Origin of the sequence: Actinoplanes sp. NPDC000266 (assembly GCF_042899005.1) — a bacterium.
In the GTDB taxonomy this organism is placed as follows: Bacteria; Actinomycetota; Actinomycetes; order Mycobacteriales; family Micromonosporaceae; genus Actinoplanes.
In genome coordinates this window covers 82,756-98,554 of record NZ_JBIAZI010000012.1, presented here as the reverse complement: position 1 = coordinate 98,554, position 15,799 = coordinate 82,756, and the positions used below count along the sequence as shown (strand labels likewise).

The following is a 15,799-nucleotide window of genomic DNA, read 5'->3' as shown; positions in this document are numbered from 1 at the left end:
CGCGTGAGCCTTGTCGTCATGAAGAAAGTTAGTCTGCGTTCGCAGGATCTCACCGGCCAGCGGGCCGTCGTCACCGGCGCCAACAGCGGCGTGGGCCTGGCCCTGGCCACCCGGCTGGCATCGAGCGGGGCCGAGGTCCTGCTCGCCGTCCGCGACACCAAGAAGGGCGCCGCCGCCCTCAGCACCATCCGCGACGAGGTGCCCGGGGCGGACGTCTCGCTGCGCACGCTCGACCTGGCCTCGCTGAAGTCGGTCGGCACCCTCGCCGGCGACCTGCTCGACGAGGGACGGCCGATCGACATCCTGGTCAACAACGCCGGTGTGATGGCCCCGGCCACCCGGCACACCACCGCCGACGGCCTCGAACTCCAGTTCGGCACCAACTTCGCCGGCCACGCCGTCCTCACTCACCGCCTGCTGCCGCTGCTGCGGGCCGGCGAGGCCCGGGTGACCACGGTGACCAGCAGCGCCGCCCGGCAGGGCCGCCTCGACTTCGACGACCTCCAGGCCTCGCGGTCGTACTCCGCCGTCAAGGCGTACAACAACTCCAAGCTGGCGGATCTGATGTTCGCCCTCGAACTCGACCGCCGCAGCACGGCCGAGGGGTGGGGCATCGTCAGCAACGCCGCCCATCCGGGCACCACACTGACGGGTCTCTACGCGGCCGGGCCCAACCTGGGCCGTGCCAAGCCGGCGCCGCACGAGGCCATCATGGCCCGCCTGGCCCGCTGGGGAATCCTGGTCCAGGACGTCGCCCACGGGGTCCTTCCGATCCAGTACGCCGCCACGAGCCCCGAGGCGAAGGGCGGCCGGCTCTACGGCCCGGACGGTTTCGGGCAGTTCAAAGGCGGGCCGGCCGAGCTCGACATCTACAAGTCCGCGCGCGACGAGGGCGCGGCAGCCCGTCTGTGGGACTACGCCCTCGGTGTGAGCGTCTGAAAGGCAGTGACATGGACCGCGCCCGACTCGCCGAATATCTGCGCACCCGCCGGGAGGCCCTGCAACCCGAGGACGTGGGGCTGCCCCGCGGTCAGCGGCGGCGCACCCGCGGCCTGCGCCGCGAGGAGGTCGCGGTGCTCAGCGACATGTCGATCGACTACTACAGCCGGTTGGAGCAGCCGCGTGGCCCGCACCCGTCCGAGCAGATGCTGGCCGCGATCGCCCGCGGCCTGCGCCTCTCGCTGGAGGAGCGCGACCATCTCTTCGAGCTGGCCGGTTACGCGACGCCGCGCCGCGCGGTCGACAGTGAGCACGTCAACCCGGGCATGATGCGCGTCTTCGACGGCCTTCAGGACTCGGCCGCGATGGTGGTCTCCCATCTGGGGGAGACGCTGCTGCAGACACGCCTGGCGGTGGCCCTGGTCGGCGACGAGAGCATCTACACCGGACTCGAGCGCAGCAAGCACTACCGGTGGTTCACCGATGCGGCCACCCGCTCGCTCCACCCCCGCGACGAGTGGGACGAGCAGAGCCGCCTCATCGTCGCCGACCTGCACGCCTCGTACACCCGCGACGGCCGTGACTCCCGGGCCGGAGCGATCGTCGACGCCCTCCTGGCCGCCAGCCCGTCGTTCGCCGGGCTGTGGCGGGGACACCCGGTGGCCGGCCCGTACTGCGGGCCGGTGCGGCTGCTGCACCCGGAGGTCGGGCCGCTGGAGCTGGACTGCCAGCGGCTCGTCGACCCGGACCGGTCGCAGCAGCTCGTCGTCTACACCGCGAACCCCGGTTCACTTTCGCAGGAACGGCTCCGGCTGCTGTCGGTCATCGGGACAGCAGCCAGTCCTGGTAGCGCGTCGTGGTGATGACGGCGTCGTCCTTGGCGATGATGGCGTCGCCGGACACCGCCGCGAACAGGCCGGCGCTCTCGTCGACGACGACGGGGCGCCGGTCGCCCTGGAAGGCCAGGGTGACGCGGCCCAGCTCGTCGAGCGAGAAGACCTCCGGACCGGCGAAGTTCCGTACCCCCATGAGGGGATCGCCCACCGCGACGCCGGCCACCGCCTTGGCCACCTCGGCCGAGGCCATCGGCTGCACGAGCGTCGAGGGCAGGCGCACCGCGTTCTCGTCCGAGGTCCACGCCATGGCCGCGCTGACGAACTCGAAGAACTGGGTCGCCCGCACGACCGAGTACGGGATCTTCTCCTGCTGCCCGAGGAGGTTCTCCTGCAACACCTTCGCCTGGTAGTAGGCGAGGTCCGGCACCTGGTCGACGCCGACGATCGACAGGATGACGATGTGCTGGGTGCCGGCGTCCTCGGCCTCGTCGAGCAGGTTCTCCATGGTCTCGCGGAAGAAGACCGCGGAGGCCTCGTCGAAGGTCGGCGAGTTCGTCAGGTTGACGACGACCTCGGCGCCCTTGATGGCCTCCGCGACCCCCTTGTTCCCGGCCAGGTCGACCCCGTTCGACAGCGAGTACGGCGCGGCCTCGTGGCCCTCGGCGTTGAGGCGCTTGACGACCTGCGAGCCGATGAGCCCGGTGCCGCCGATGACAGCGATCTTCATAGTTCGGTCCTCCGTGGTCCTGGCGACTGCGTTCGCCCCTAGGACCACGGGGGTCCCGCCTTACGTGACAGGCGCCGACAGGACGAAGTCGGCGACCGCGCCGTGCAGGAACGGGTGTTTCGGGTTCTGCGAGCGCCCCAGATAGTTGAACTGCGTCGCTCCGAGCAGCAGCGCGCCCATCCGCGGGTTCGGGTTGACGCCGCTGACCTCCCCGTCGATGAGGAAGGTGAGCGTGTCGGCGACCCGGACCTCGACATGGGTCCAGACGCCGATCGGCAGCGCCACCGCGGCGTCGACGAAGTCCTCGCCGTCCATGCCGCCCAGCTTCATGGCGAAGCGGGCCGTCCCGTTGCCGGTCCGCGGCGTCAGGAACATGTAGCTCTGGGTGTTGAAGCCGAGGTCGAACACGCGGGCCGAGTTGGTGATGCTGTCCAGCCGCACCCAGGCCGAGACACTGAGTTCGGCGAGATTCGCGGGCAGTCCGGCCGGGAGGACCACGTGGGCGCCGGTCCCGTTGAGCTCGATGCCGCGTTCGCCGGGCGTTGCCCCACCGGCCAGCACGGCGTCCGGCCACTTGCGGGTGCGTTCCTTCAAACCCTTCAGGGGGTACGCCGCCACGACTCCCGTGCGCGGGCGCGTGGGTGGCAGCGCGAAATACACGTTGTAGTGCTCGTGGTGGACGTCGAGGAACGGGCTCAGCCGCACCCTGGCGCCGCCGGCCACGACGCTGAACTCGGCCGCGCCGGCCTCCTTTCTCAGGGTGCGCGGGTCGGCGGTGGGCAGGGCCGCGGGCGGGGTGTCGCCGTAGCGGCCGGCCAGCACCAGGGGGCCGTAGGCGAGGGCGTGCACGGCCGGGTTGTCCGGCGCGGCCAGCCAGCGGGTCCGCAGCGGCAGGGTCAGCTCGACCACGTCGCCGCGCCGCCAGGCGCGCCGGATCTCGGCGAACGACCCGGGTCGCGCGTGTTGTGAAGATCCATTGACTCGGATCTCCGCGTCGCGGGCCCAGCCGGGGATGCGGACCCGCAGAGTGAACGCCTTACCGGTGCCCGTCACCGCGATACGCACCTTGCCGGCGTACGGGAAAGAGGTCGTCAGCCGGACCGACGCCCCGCGGAAGGTGACCTCGGAGGGGATGAACAGGTTGACCGAGAGCTCGTCGCCGGCGGTGTCGTAAATGGGCTCGGCGAACTTGGTGTGGGTTTCCAGGCCGGTGCCGTGGTCGCAGCTGAAGTTGCCGTAGTCGCTGCTGTACGAGCCCGGATCGGAGACGAGGCCCTCCTTTCCCTTGCGGGAGGCCGTGTTGGAGAGCCCGGTGTAGTAGGTGACGTTGCCATGGGCCGAGTCCGGGTCCTGCTCGCCGAGCATCTGGTTGAGCAGCGCCCACTCGTAGTAGTCGAGGTAGTCGGTGCGCTTCGGGTTCAGCTCGTACAGTCGCCGGGTCAGCTTGAGCATGTTGTAGGTGTTGCAGTTCTCGCACGTGTTCTCGCCGAGCTGGCTGACCACCTGGCCGGGCGGCCCGAAGAACTCGGCGTTGGAGTTGCCGCCGATGACGTAGCTGTGGTGCCGTACCACCTGGTCCCAGAAGTACGTGGCGATGGTGCGGTACTTCTCCTCCCGGGTCGCCTTGTAGGAGGCGGCCGCGCCGACGATTTTGGCGATGTCGGTGTTGGCGTGCCGGCCGGCGAGGGTGTCGCGCTTCTCGGCGAGGGGCACGTAGATCTCGTCGTGGTCGAAGGCGCGGGCCAGGTCGAGGTGCGCCGGGTCGCGGGTCACCTCGTACAGGTTGACGAAGGACTCGTTCATGCCGCCGAACTCGACGTGCAGAGCCTTTTGCATCTGCTCGCGGGTCAGCTCGGCCACCCGGGAGGCGGCCCAGCCGGCGATGTTGACCGCCGTTCGCAGTGCGGTGGCGTTGCCCAGCAGCCGGTGCTGGTCGAGCAGGCCGGCCAGGATCTTGTGGATGGTGTAGTACGGCGCCCACGGGTTCCGGCCGGCCTCGAGATCGTCGAAGACGGTCTCCGGGAACGCCGACAGATAGCCGTTCGGGGCCTGGCACGCGGCGAGCGCGTCGACAAGTGAGGCGCTCTTCGCGGCCAGTTCGGGGTCGTCGAGGTGATAGGCGGCCTGGGCCAGGCCGGAGAGCAGGTGGCCGGTGGTGTGCCCGCGCAGCTGGACGTTCGGGGCCTCCCAGCCGCCGAGGGGCTCGGCCGAGCTGGGAAGCCCGGCGGTGACCCGGAACATGTGCAGCAGCCGGTCGAGGTCCACGAACCGCAGGTAGGCCACCGTGCGGTTCATGTTGTCGAGATAGCGGCCCGGGAGCAGCCGCGGTTTGGCGTCTTTCCTAGGCGCGTCTTTCTCGAGCGCGTCTTTCTCAGGCGCGGCGAATGCCGGCCGGGGAGCGGCGGCGATGGCCACACCGGCCGCGATGACTGTGCGCCGTTTCATCGGTACCACCTCAGGGAGACCGGGCCGAGCAGGCCGTATGCCTGCCGGGCGGCGATGCCGAAAACGGCCGGGCTGGTCGTGCGCAGGCGGTTGAGCAGGGTCGTGGCCACCTCGACCTCGATGGTGTTGGCGCCCTTGCGCAGTGGCAGGTCAGCGACCGGTTCCAGGACGTCGATCGGGGGCAGCAGGCGGCCGTTGACGCGCACCCGGCATGTGTCGACCACCTTGCCCAGCGACAGCAGAGCCCGGCCGGCCCGCTCGGCGGTGATGGTCGTGCGGTAGGTGCCGATGCCGGAGACGTCGGCCAGCTCCGGGATCGACGACCACGGCAGGAGATCGGTGAGCGTGACCTGATGCCGGGTGACGCCGCTCGGCTGCCAGTCCTCGACCGACAGCTCCCACCCGGTGAGGGCGACCGCGGGCTCGACGAAGGTGCGGGCCGGAATGTCGACGCGGGTTCGCTCGAAGACGAGCAACATCGACTGGCCCGGCTGCAAGCCGGCCCGCACCCGGACCCGGTTGCCTTCGCGCGTGTGGGCGACGCCGCGCTTCTCGCCGGTCCACGCGTCGATCTCGACCGGAACGGACGAGCGGGACGTCGTGGTGAGCCACACGTCCTGGTCGATCGCCGTGATGGCCCGGTTCTCGGCGTGCCGGGCGTTGGCCAGGTAGTAGAAGTCCTTGTCGCCGTCGACCCGGTGCACGGTCATCAGCGACGACCGCTCGTACTCCACGTCCCGCTTCACCCCGGCCGCCTCCAGCGCGGCCGGCACGCCGGTCTGGTCGGCGACCACGTGCACGCCCGGCCGGGCCAGCAGTTCGGCGAAGATCGGCTGGAGCGGGGCCGGGTGCACGTCGGCCCAGTTGCCGATCACGATGATCGGCAACCCGTCCTTCGCGAGTGCCAGCAGCTGGCGCGCCGCCCGTACGGAAAGGGTGTGGTCCTTGCCCCGGAAGGCGTCGCCGTCCAGGATCAGAGCCTTGTAGCGGGGCGGCCCGAGCCGTCCGTTGCGCACCTTCGCCGCCGGCAGGGCCAGCGACGCCTCGTCGGCGAAGCCGTGCGTCCAGCCGATCGGGATGCCGTCGTTGGTGGCCCAGGGCGCGCCGATCCCGGTCGCCGTCCACCCCTTCTGCCGGAAGAAGACGAGGTCGGCCCGGGCGGTTCCGCTCTGCAGGAGCTCCTGGGTGCGGGCGAACCAGCCGGCCACGTCGCGCGCGTGCCGCCACGTCGGCTGGCGTGGTCCCCACGCCTCGGCATAGCCGATCCCGTTGCCGTTGTAGGGCGAGAACGCCGCGAAACCGGGCCAGGCCGCGCCCGGCGCGTCCTTGTAGGCGAAGCCGTGCAGCACCGCCTGGTTCACGCCGCCGGCGAAGACGCTGCCCATCGTCTGCAGCACCTTGTTCCACGTCGTGCTGTAGGCCCCGTTGGCGTACGCGGCCGACTCGCACGAGAGGATCCGTTTGCCGGCCATGTCGCGGGCCGAGGCGAGCACCCGGTAGTCGTCCAGGTTCTTGAAGCCGAGCGACTCGCTCTCGGCCACGTCGAGCAGGGTGGCGCTGCGGATGGCGTCGGTCGACAGGCCGTACGGCTGGGCCCGCAGTTGAAGGCCGAGCTTGTGAGCGAAGTCGCGGAGCGGGATCAGGTGATGTTCGTGGTAGAGGTCGGACAGCACCTGGTTGAACGCGTCCCGCACGTGGTTGGAGGTGTCGGAGTCGAACGCGTAGAGATATTTCCCCTTCGGGTTCAACAGAATCGGCAGGTAGGGGAGCAGCTCGGTGCCGGTGCGCCGGGCGAATTCGGCCGGCATCGCGGGCGTCCAGAGCGTCCAGTCGGTCTCCAGTTCGAGGGAGTCCTCGAAGAGGTCGCCGCCGGCCTGGCGCAGGAGCTGCCGGATCGGCTTGGTCAGCACGAGCTCGTTCCAGGTGTCGATGACGGCCCGGGTGCCGGCCGCGCTGAAATGGTCGACCACATAGGACGGCGGAACGGTGTGCGGCCCGCCCTCGGGTTGCTGCCCGGAGCCGCGCACCTTGTAGGTGAACAGCAGCCACGATCCGTCGGGCACGGTCACCTCGACCTGCCCGCCGGCGGGAGTCAGCGTCCGGACCGACGCCGGGTCGAGCACGCCGGCCGAGACCAGCCGGGCGATCTGCACGGCGAAGACGTCCGCCTCGACCGGCGCCGTGATGCCGCCGGTGAACGCGGTGACGGTGTGCACGAGTTCCTTGGCCGCGGCCGGGTCGTCCGGCGTGATGCCGGGCACGGCGGCCGGCCAGCTCGGGCCGACGGCCAGGTCGATGGTCAGGCCGCGCCGCTTGGCCTGGCGCAGCGCCGACTCGACGGCGTCGCGCCACGGCCGGGTGCCCCAGCCGTGGCCGGCCGCGTCGAGGTCCACGCGGACGCTGTGGTGCACGTCCTGGATCTCGGCGCCGGCGAAACCGGCGTCGGCCATCTGGTCGATCTCACGGGCGATCTCGGCCGGGTCGACCAGGCCGTGCGGCCACCACCAGCGGAACTTGGCGCCGGTGGCGGGAACCTTGGCCGGGGTGGCCTCGGCGGCGGCCGCGGGCCAGGGGAGCGCGGCGGCCGCGCCCAGGGCGATAACGGTACGGCGTTTCATCGGGTGGGCTCCAGCTTCGCGGTGACGACGGCGCTCGGCCGCAGGGTGACGGGACCGGCCAGGCCGGACGGCAGGATCTTGTTGCGGGAGTTGGCGAGCGTGTTGGTCACCCGCACGCTCACGGTGTTGGCGCCGGGCTTCAACGCCTTCGTGACATCGACCGTGTACGGGTGCCACAGCGCCGACGGCAGCGTGACGCCGTTGACGGTGACCGTCGCCAGGTCGTGCACCTCGCCGAGGTCCAAGGCCAGACTGCGGCCCTTCAGGTCGGCCGCGGTGAGGTCGAGCCTCGTGGCGTAGGTGGCGCTGCCGGAGAACGTCGGGTCGAACGCCGTCCACGAGCCCAGCGGCCGCTCCTGTGGCGCCGAGCCGTCCTTCTCCAGCTGAACGGTCCACGGCTTGTCGAGCGCGATCGGCGCGAGCGGGTCGGTGACGACCGCCGTGCCCTTGTAGGTGCGGCCGTTGGCCGTACCCGTCAGGTTGTAGGTCCCCGGCGCGGCCGCCGTGACCGTGGCGGCCCGCGTGCTCACCTTCGACGCCGGCAGCGGGCTGTCGGTCAGGTGCGGCTGTTCCTTCCCCTTCTTGAAGATGACGCCGACCGTCTCGTACGGCTTGAGGGTCAGCGGCACGGCGGAGCCGCGGTGAACCGTTGCCGGGGCGGTGATTCCGGTGCGTGGGTCGCTGATCCACGGGATGCCGGCCGCCGGGAACGTCGCGGTCGTGGTGACGGTCGCGTCGCTCTCGTTGTTGAGGACGAAGACAGTGTCCTGGCCGCGCTGCACCCGGATCACGCGGACAGCCGGGGCCTTCGGCGACAACCGCGCCGCCCGCAGCTCCACGGTTCTGGTGAACCTCATCCCGGCGAACACCTTCGCCAGTTCGGCATCGCGCCCGAAGGCTTCCTTGGTGGGCAGCGCGCCGACCACGACGAGTTTGCCGCCCGCCGCGTTGAATTCCCCGAGGCGCTTGGCGGCGGCCAGATCGAGGATCGGCGTCGGCGGGAGCACGAGCTGGTCGTACGACGCCTTGCCGACCTGGAGTCGCTGGCCTCGTACCACGCCCTGGAAGCGGGCCACCGGGTCGCCGCTCAACGACGAGTCGCTCAGCAGGTCGAAGTCGACCTGATCGCGTTCGAGGGCGTACGACGCCTCGGTGAAGGCCTCGTCGAGCGTGTGCTCGGTGTCGGTGGAACGGGTCATCTCGGCCGCCCGCTGGGGCTGGATGAGGGCGGTGCGGGCCAGGCTCGTGCCCCGGCCCAGGTCCATCACCCGGCCGATCCAGGTGTCGACCTCCGGCATGTCCTCCCAGAACGTGCTGCGCGGCCCGAACGGCGGCGGGAAGTTGACGGAAGTCTCGTCGGTCCACATCGCGTGCAGGAACGTGAGGTTGACGCCGCGGGTGGCGAGCGCGCCCACGGTGGCGCGCATGTAGTCCGGCGCGATCTGCCAGCCGCCGTTGCCGAAGGTCTCCATCACCACGCGCGGCGCGCCGCTCTGATGCGCGACCGAGGCGGCGTTGCGGCCGAGCATGGTCTGCTGGCCGGCCACGTAGTCGGTGGTGATCTCGTCGCTGCCCGGCACCTGCGCCCACTGGTTCACCTTGGTCAGGTCGCCGGTGCTGTGCATCCGGTCCTGCGGGCTCTCCTCGTCGAGCAGCGGGTTGGTGATGAGCTTCAGCCCGTGCCGGCCCATCCAGTCGGCCTGGCGCTTGTAATAGTTCGTGGCGAAGAGGTTGTTCACCGCGCGCCAGTAGAGGCCGGCCGCCGGGTCGAGCAGGTCGGACGCCGCCGTGTAGGCCACGCCGGGACTGCCGCCGGCCTCGGTGACCGCCCTGGCCAGTCCGGGCGACCAGGGGAGCTGCTTGAACGGGTGCGGCTGGGCCGAGGCGATGAACGGCTCGTCGTCCCAGAAACCCAGCACCGTCGAGCCCATCGCCCAGCGGAAGCGGCGCACGTACTCGCCCGGGACCCGCTCCAGGAACGCGTCGGTCGCGGCCGGGTCGAGCAGGTCGAGATAGTCGCGCACGTAGCCGCTGGAGTCGTCGATCAGCGTCTTGCCCGCGTAGACGTCCAGTTGCCACTGACCGGCCGGGACCTTCCAGGTCGTGCCGGTGAGCTCGATCGGCTTGTCCGTCCCGGCCGGCCTCGCGGCGGCCGCGGTCCGGCCGGTCAGGGTGACCCGGTCAGCCGGGAAGTTGACCAACCCTCGCGCGTCGGCGAAGTCATCGTTGAAGAGCGCGTTCCCGCCGGGCCCGGCGACAGTCAGGTTGTCCCATTGCGTGCGCTGGGTGCCCTCCGCGGCCACGGCGACCGAGCCTTGGCCGTACGAGCTGTCGGTCGCGGCCGGCTGCACGGTGCTGTTGATCTTCGGCGTGATCGTGCCGCCGGCAACGGTGACGTTGATGGTCTGCGCCCGGCTCGCCGAGAAGCCCGGCGTGGGAACGCCGGTGGTGAGCCGGGTCCGGACGCCGTCGTCGACCCGGTAGACGCTGGCGACGCCCTTGACATCGACGTCGACCAGATAGCCGTTCTGTTTCACCTGATCGGCCCGCACCCACAGCTGCACACCGCCTGTGGTCAGCGTGGCCTTGCCGCTGACGGTGTAGTCCGTCCAGTCTTCGCCGGGCGCGAGCGGGGCCGGCCCGGTGCTCAGGGCCGGGTCGACGACGAGCTTGCCGGCGCTGACCGACAGGCCCGAGGTGCTGTCCAGCTTCACCGTGGCCGGTCCGGTGACGACCCGGCTCGAACGCAGCACGGCCTTGAGCCGAAGGTCCGGCCGGGCCGGCCAGGTGCGGTCGCCGACCGTGCCGCCGTCGGCGACCAGGCCGCCGGCCCGGCCGCTCGGGAAGTTGTTGTCGTTGAAGAGCCAGACCTTCATATCGGTCCGTCTGGCCTCGCGCAGGACGTGCTCGACCAGGTCGAACCAGGCCTCGGTGAAGAACGCGGGCTGCTGGCTCGCGCCGCCGTACGGGAAAAGGACGAACGAGTGGACGCCCTTGGCCCGCATCTCGGCCATCTGCCGGTCGGTGATCTCCGGGGTGATGGTGTTGTTCCAGTACCAGTAGATGCTCGGCAGGCTGTCGTCCGGCGGGGTGCTCTCCCTTGCCGCCGCGGCCGGGTTCTGCAGGCCGGTGACGACCAGCGTGGCGGCGAGCAGGGCGGTCAGTGCTCTACGCATCGGCGCTCCTCGAAGTGAACGTCCATTCGCCGGTTCCGACGGTGCGGGTCAGGCCGGGCAAGCGGATCTGGGCGGTCGCGCCGGGCGGCACGGTCACCCGCAGGCGTACGGTCTCGGCGGTCCGGGTCCAGGCGGTGGCGACCTTGCCGTACGGCGTCAGATAGCTCCCCGACGCCGAGGCCGGGCCGCCGCTGACGGCCGGGGCGATGACCAGCTCGCGAAACCCGGCCGAGCCGGGCTCCTGGTCGATGCCGGTGACCCGGCGCAGCATCCAGGCGTCGAGCGCGCCCAGCATGAAGTGGTCCTGCGACTGGCCGCTGCCGCCGTCCCACGTCTCGCCGAGCGCGGTCAGGCCCGCCTGGACCTGATAGCCGAGGCTCGGGCTGGTGGTCCGGGTGGCGATCCGGTAGACGACGTCGTCGCGCCCGGCGTCGGTGAGCACCCGCAGCACCGACGGGAACGAGATCTCGCCCATGACGAGGTGGTCGCCCTTGGCCGCGATGGCGTCGATCAGATGCTGCAGCTGGCCCGCCTTCAGCTCGGCCGGCACGGCGCCGACGTCGAGCGCGAGGGCGGTCGCGCCCTGACCGCCGCCGCCGAAGAGGCCGGTGGCAGGGTCGTAGTACTTGGCCCACAACGCCTTCGCGAGGTTGTCGGCGGTGGCCCGATAGGCGGCCGCGTCGGCGTCGTGGCCGAGCACCGTGGCGATCTGGGCCAGACCGGCGGCGATCTTCCAGACGCCGGTGCTGCCGGGGATCGCCTTCGGCATCGCGGGTTTCTCGGTGGTGATCCAGTCGCCCAGGCTGTAGTCGTAGACGCCGTCGACCCAGCGTGTGGTCTGGCCCTGCAGATAAGCGAGGTACCGCCGCATCGCCGGGTAGTTGCGCTCGAGGATCTCCCGGTCCCCGTACGTCCGGTAGGTCTGCCAGGGCACGAGAACGAGCGCGCCGCCCCAGTTCGGGTCGTCGCGATAGGCGCCGGCGAGCGAGGTGTGGTCGGGCACGGTGCTCGGCACCAGCCCCGAGACCTCCTGCCCGTCCACCATGTCCTGCACGATCTTGTCCATCAGCGGGCGGACGTCGTAGCTGCGGGCGATCGCGTCGTACGCCAGATGGTCCTGCTCCAGCCAGCCCAGCTTCTCGCGGCTCGGGCAGTCGGTGAGGATGCTCTGCATGTTGTTCTCGACGGCGCGCCGGGTCAGCCGGTGGATGCCGTCGAGCACGTCGTCCGAGGTGTCGAAGCTGCCGGCCGGGTCGTAGTCGCCCATCGTGCGCAGCCCGGCGACGCTGATGCGCGCTCCCTCGGGCAGGCCGGCGACTTCGAGGTAGCGGAAGCCGTGGTAGTTGAACCGCGGGTGCCAGGTCTGGGTGCCGCCCTTGCTGGTGAACTGGTCCCAGATCGGCGTGCCCACGTTGCTGATCGACTGGTCCACGTGGTCGCCGCTCAGCGACTCGGCCGGATAGACGCGGACCGTGGTGCCGGCCGGCGCGGTGAGGGTGATCTCCGGTAGGCCGGCGATGTTGCGGCCGACGTCGAAGACCCCGGCTCGGACCTCGGTCCCCTTCAGGCGCTCGACGACCCGGACGGGTTCGCCGATCCGGGCCGTGAGCGGGCCCTTGGCCGGGGCGGCGACGGCGGCGGCCCAGGTCCTCGGGTTCTCGCGGCGGGCGTCGTAGTCCTCTCCGCCGTACCACGAGGAGACCGTGGTGGGACCGAGCGCGGTGCGCCAGCTGGTGTCGGTGGCGACGGTCTGCCGCCGCCCGTCCGCGTAGGTGATCTCGAGCTGGGCGATCACCTGCGGGTCGCTGACCTGCCGTGCGAACTTCCGGTACCGGCCCTTGGTGTCGAGCGCGTTGGCCGTGCCGTTGCCGAGGGCGACTTCCAGCTTGTTGCCGCTCTGGTTCAAACCCTTGGTCACGTCGTACGCCGCGTACGGCACCCGGTCGGCGTAGTCGGTGTCGCCCGGCTCCAGAACGGCGTCGCCGACCTTGCGCCCGTTCAGCGTGGGCTCGTAGACGCCGAGGCCGCTGATGTAGAGGCGAGCCTTGGCCACCTTGCCGCGAACGGCGAAGTCCTTCCTGAACACCGGCAGCGCGGCCGGGAGCCACGGCTGGGGCGGGGCCTGGCCGGTGACGGTGGCGGCGGTGGTCCAGTCGTCGGTTTGCGCGGTCTGGACGCTGTAGTCGACCGGGAAGTTGGCGGTCGTTCGCTCGGCGGTCAGCGTGTCGCTGCGCGGCTTGAGGACCACCTGGTCGAAGGACTTGGCCTCGCCCAGATCGAGGGTGAGCTGGATGCTCGCGTCCGGGGTGGCGTGGGCCGCGCTCTGATAGCCGAGAGCCAGGCCGTCGGCCAGCAGAGCCGGCTCCCACTCCTTGCGGACGGTCTCGGTCTCGGAGGCGGTGATGAACTTGCCGCGCCCCTCGGCCAGGTTGGTGGCGGGGGCGGCGGAGTCGCGCACTTCGAGCTCGGCCAGCTGCAGCCGGTAGGTCAGCGCCGGGAAGCGCCGCACGTCGCCGGTGGTCACCATGCGGTTCTTGCTGTCCAGGGGCTGTTCGGCCAGCGGAAGGCCCAGCTTGGTGACGTCGAGGCGTACGAAGCGAGCGTTCTGCTTCGGCAGTGCGACGACGACGGGCTGGACGGGCTTGGTGCTGAGCTGCCAGTCCTGGTTGCCGATCCACTGCGCCTTCCAGTCGCGCAGCCCGGTCTCGAACCAGGAGGGCGCGCTCCAGCCGGTGACGGCCCGGTCGCCGGCCCAGGTGCGGACACGCCAGTAGACGCGTGTTCGCTCACCGAGCGCCCGCCCGGCGTAGGCGGTGGTGACGGCGCTGCCGCGGACACGCCCCGAGTCCCAGAGATCCGGGTGGTTCAGCTTGGCGGCGGAGGTGGCGGCCTGGATCTGGTACGCGATGTGTCCCGTACGCGTGTCCCGCCAGCTCAGATCCGGCGGCGCGGCGTCGATGCCGAGGGGCTGGACCTGCCCGTTGGCCCGAAGTGCCGTCGGCGCTCCGGCAAGGACCGAGGCCTGCGCGGGAGTACCCGGCGCGCCGGAGACGAGCAGTGCAGCGGTGGTGAGTGCGGTGAGGAGAGTACGTCGCAAAGCGGCTCCTGTCGCGAAATCGTTTCAACCCACAACGATTCAGCGGTTCAACTAAAGAACCGCTAAAAGTCACGGATGAACGGTGACCAGCGACAACCGCGGGGGAGCGCGATTGTGAAACGTTTTAACACGGTGGTAACGATCACGCTAATATGCCGTCATCAATGACGTCAATAGCCCTTGATGGATACGCCAGATCCCGGCGCGCTGTCCGGACACGGAAGCCACGGCATCGAGGCGGCCCTTCAGTCGTCGCGGGCCCTCAGCCGTTCCGGGCCTTCAGCCGTTCCGGGGGCTCAGACGTCACGGCGTTCCGTCGTCCTGGGACTTGGGCGCCCAGGAAGGACTCGGGTTCCGGTCCGGCGGCGGTCTACCTTCCGCGCTTTTCGGCCGGCGATCGGCGGCGGCCGCCGTAGAGGTGGACGCGATCGTCGACGTCGTGACTGGGCGCCCCGCTCAGGAACGCGTCCTGCTCGACCCGGCCGTTGCTGACGTGCACCAGCTGACTCTCGTAGTACCAGCAGGGATTGCAGGCACAGCCGGTGATCCGGAAGTTCGCCCTGTACCGGCCCACCTGACCCGGCTGGAGGGTGAACAGCCGCGTGGCGCCACCGCGGCGCGGAAACGCGACCCAGGACCGGCCGCCTCGCACCGTGACGGCGTCTCCCTCGACCCGCACGCAGACGCCGCCTTCGGCCGCGATCTCGGTTCCGCCGCTCCGCAGCCGCTCGCACGGAGCGTAGCCGTCCACCTCGTCGAGAAGAACATCGTGGACGACCACATCGGATGCCCCACCCGACGGCGGCAACGGGAACGGCCGCTCGAGCCCGCGGCGCAGATCAGCGTGCGGCGCACCGCGCGAAGCAGCACCCCACCGCACCCGAACCCGCTGAACGACAATCACCGCCACACGATGACGCAATGGCGGACCCGCCGGCCAGCCATTTCCGCGCTCGTCCACGCATTCCGCCGGTGCTCCGCGCCGGTTCGGCGGACCTCACGCCGCCGTTTCCCGCTGCCGTCCCTGTTTGCCGCGTTCCGGCTTCCAGGCTTCACGTGTCTTCGAGCGGTGGAGCCGCGAACTGCTCTTGGCGCCGGCCGTGGAAGTCAGCCGCGGTTCGCAGGGCGGGTGCGGCGGGCGCGTGGCGGTAGCTGGATGCCCGTGAGTGTGCGGAGGGCGGGTTGGGTGCGAGGGCGCCGGCGGTCGGTTCTGGGGCGGGGGCGGATCTGCAGATCGATGGTCGACCTGGTCTCGCCCTCCGTGCCGGCGCCGGGGCGGCGGTACAGGTCGTCGACCGCATCGGGCGTGGGGGCGTCCTCGGTGGCGAAGCCGGGCATGTGGGGGATCGCCGAGGGCTCCGGCGGCAGGGAGGCGGGCTGGAAGCGTACGAAGGAAGGCTCTTTGGCGTTGAAGAGCGTGACAGCCGCGAGCAGGTTGGCGATGACGAAGACCGCCGTCACCGGGCCGAGCATCAGGGAACGCCACAGCAGCGCGGAGATGAGCACCGCGACGACGGCGGCGCCCAGGGCGGCGGCCGCGCCGGCGTGGCGGGCGAGTTGCGCGCCGCTGCGGGTCAGGCCGTACGCCGCCGCCGCGCAGGCGGCGCCGCCCACGCCGGCGAGGACCCAGCTTCCGACGTACGGCCAGAGGCGGCCCCACGTTCCGGTCTCGTCGGCGAAGACGAACATCAGGAACGGCACGCCGACGACGGCGATCGCGAGGAACAGGACGGCGTCGATCGTGACCATGACGGCGGCGCTGGTCACCTTGTCCATCCGGCGGCGCGCGCCCGCCAGCTCCGTCGTCTCGATGACGTCGACCATCGTCCATGCCCCCTAGCGTCGTTGAGCAGGAACCGTAACGCATGAACGCGAGCGGCAAAGGCTCACGACGCTGCCCGTTTCCCGCGATTGCCGTAACCGTGCGACCGGCGGCCACACCGCGTCAGCGGGCCATGACC

9 protein-coding genes are annotated in these 15,799 nt (G+C 70.8%); 2 read left to right on the top strand and 7 right to left on the bottom strand.

Translation table 11 applies throughout. The features are described 5' to 3' along the window. The first annotated feature begins 18 nt into the window (after positions 1–18). Together ACFY36_RS39770 and ACFY36_RS39765 are read left to right on the top strand one after the other, a co-directional pair. Complete coding sequence (locus tag ACFY36_RS39770; RefSeq protein ID WP_499751072.1) at positions 19–939, top strand: SDR family oxidoreductase; 921 nt, start codon at positions 19–21, stop codon at positions 937–939. Positions 940–950: 11 nt separating this feature from the next. Next, entirely contained in the window at positions 951–1,802 is an 852-nt protein-coding gene (locus ACFY36_RS39765) for a helix-turn-helix transcriptional regulator (protein ID WP_499751071.1), read from the top strand. Here ACFY36_RS39765 and ACFY36_RS39760 read toward each other — a convergent pair. The 7 genes from ACFY36_RS39760 to ACFY36_RS39730 all read right to left on the bottom strand — a co-directional run bounded on the left by ACFY36_RS39760 (position 1,762) and on the right by ACFY36_RS39730 (position 15,662). Beyond that, positions 1,762–2,502 (bottom strand): SDR family oxidoreductase, encoded by a 741-nt coding sequence (locus ACFY36_RS39760; protein ID WP_499751070.1) that lies wholly within the window; start codon positions 2,500–2,502, stop codon positions 1,762–1,764. The two genes, ACFY36_RS39765 and ACFY36_RS39760, sit on opposite strands and share 41 nt — an antisense overlap. Positions 2,503–2,562: 60 nt before the next feature. After that, the gene (locus tag ACFY36_RS39755; protein ID WP_499751069.1) at positions 2,563–4,947 is read right to left on the bottom strand and encodes a beta-L-arabinofuranosidase domain-containing protein; all 2,385 of its coding nucleotides are present in this window, start codon (positions 4,945–4,947) and stop codon (positions 2,563–2,565) included. Next, a complete protein-coding gene (locus tag ACFY36_RS39750; RefSeq protein WP_499751068.1) occupies positions 4,944–7,565 on the bottom strand; it encodes a glycosyl hydrolase in 2,622 nt (873 codons plus the stop codon). The genes ACFY36_RS39755 and ACFY36_RS39750 overlap by 4 nt, the downstream gene beginning before the upstream one ends. Then, positions 7,562–10,741, bottom strand: a complete 3,180-nt coding sequence (locus ACFY36_RS39745) for a glycosylhydrolase-like jelly roll fold domain-containing protein (protein WP_499751067.1) — start codon at positions 10,739–10,741, stop codon at positions 7,562–7,564. Before ACFY36_RS39745 ends, ACFY36_RS39750 begins: the two co-directional genes overlap by 4 nt. Further along, on the bottom strand, positions 10,734–13,838 hold the full coding sequence (locus tag ACFY36_RS39740; protein WP_499751066.1) for a family 78 glycoside hydrolase catalytic domain: 3,105 nt from the start codon (positions 13,836–13,838) through the stop codon (positions 10,734–10,736). The genes ACFY36_RS39745 and ACFY36_RS39740 overlap by 8 nt, the downstream gene beginning before the upstream one ends. 370 nt (positions 13,839–14,208) lie before the next feature. Beyond that, positions 14,209–14,742: a hypothetical protein gene (locus ACFY36_RS39735; protein ID WP_499751065.1), complete on the bottom strand. Its 534-nt coding sequence runs from the start codon at positions 14,740–14,742 to the stop codon at positions 14,209–14,211. A gap of 203 nt (positions 14,743–14,945) precedes the next feature. Next, entirely contained in the window at positions 14,946–15,662 is a 717-nt protein-coding gene (locus ACFY36_RS39730) for a hypothetical protein (RefSeq protein ID WP_499751064.1), read from the bottom strand. Between the last annotated feature and the right edge of the window lie 137 nt (positions 15,663–15,799).

Coding starts and splice junctions, on each gene's coding strand:
- ACFY36_RS39770 (WP_499751072.1), top strand. CDS start 19: ATGAAGAAAGTTAGTCTGCGTTCGCAGGATCTCACCGGCCAGCGGGCC.
- ACFY36_RS39765 (WP_499751071.1), top strand. CDS start 951: ATGGACCGCGCCCGACTCGCCGAATATCTGCGCACCCGCCGGGAGGCC.
- ACFY36_RS39760 (WP_499751070.1), bottom strand. CDS start 2,502: ATGAAGATCGCTGTCATCGGCGGCACCGGGCTCATCGGCTCGCAGGTC.
- ACFY36_RS39755 (WP_499751069.1), bottom strand. CDS start 4,947: ATGAAACGGCGCACAGTCATCGCGGCCGGTGTGGCCATCGCCGCCGCT.
- ACFY36_RS39750 (WP_499751068.1), bottom strand. CDS start 7,565: ATGAAACGCCGTACCGTTATCGCCCTGGGCGCGGCCGCCGCGCTCCCC.
- ACFY36_RS39745 (WP_499751067.1), bottom strand. CDS start 10,741: ATGCGTAGAGCACTGACCGCCCTGCTCGCCGCCACGCTGGTCGTCACC.
- ACFY36_RS39730 (WP_499751064.1), bottom strand. CDS start 15,662: ATGGTCGACGTCATCGAGACGACGGAGCTGGCGGGCGCGCGCCGCCGG.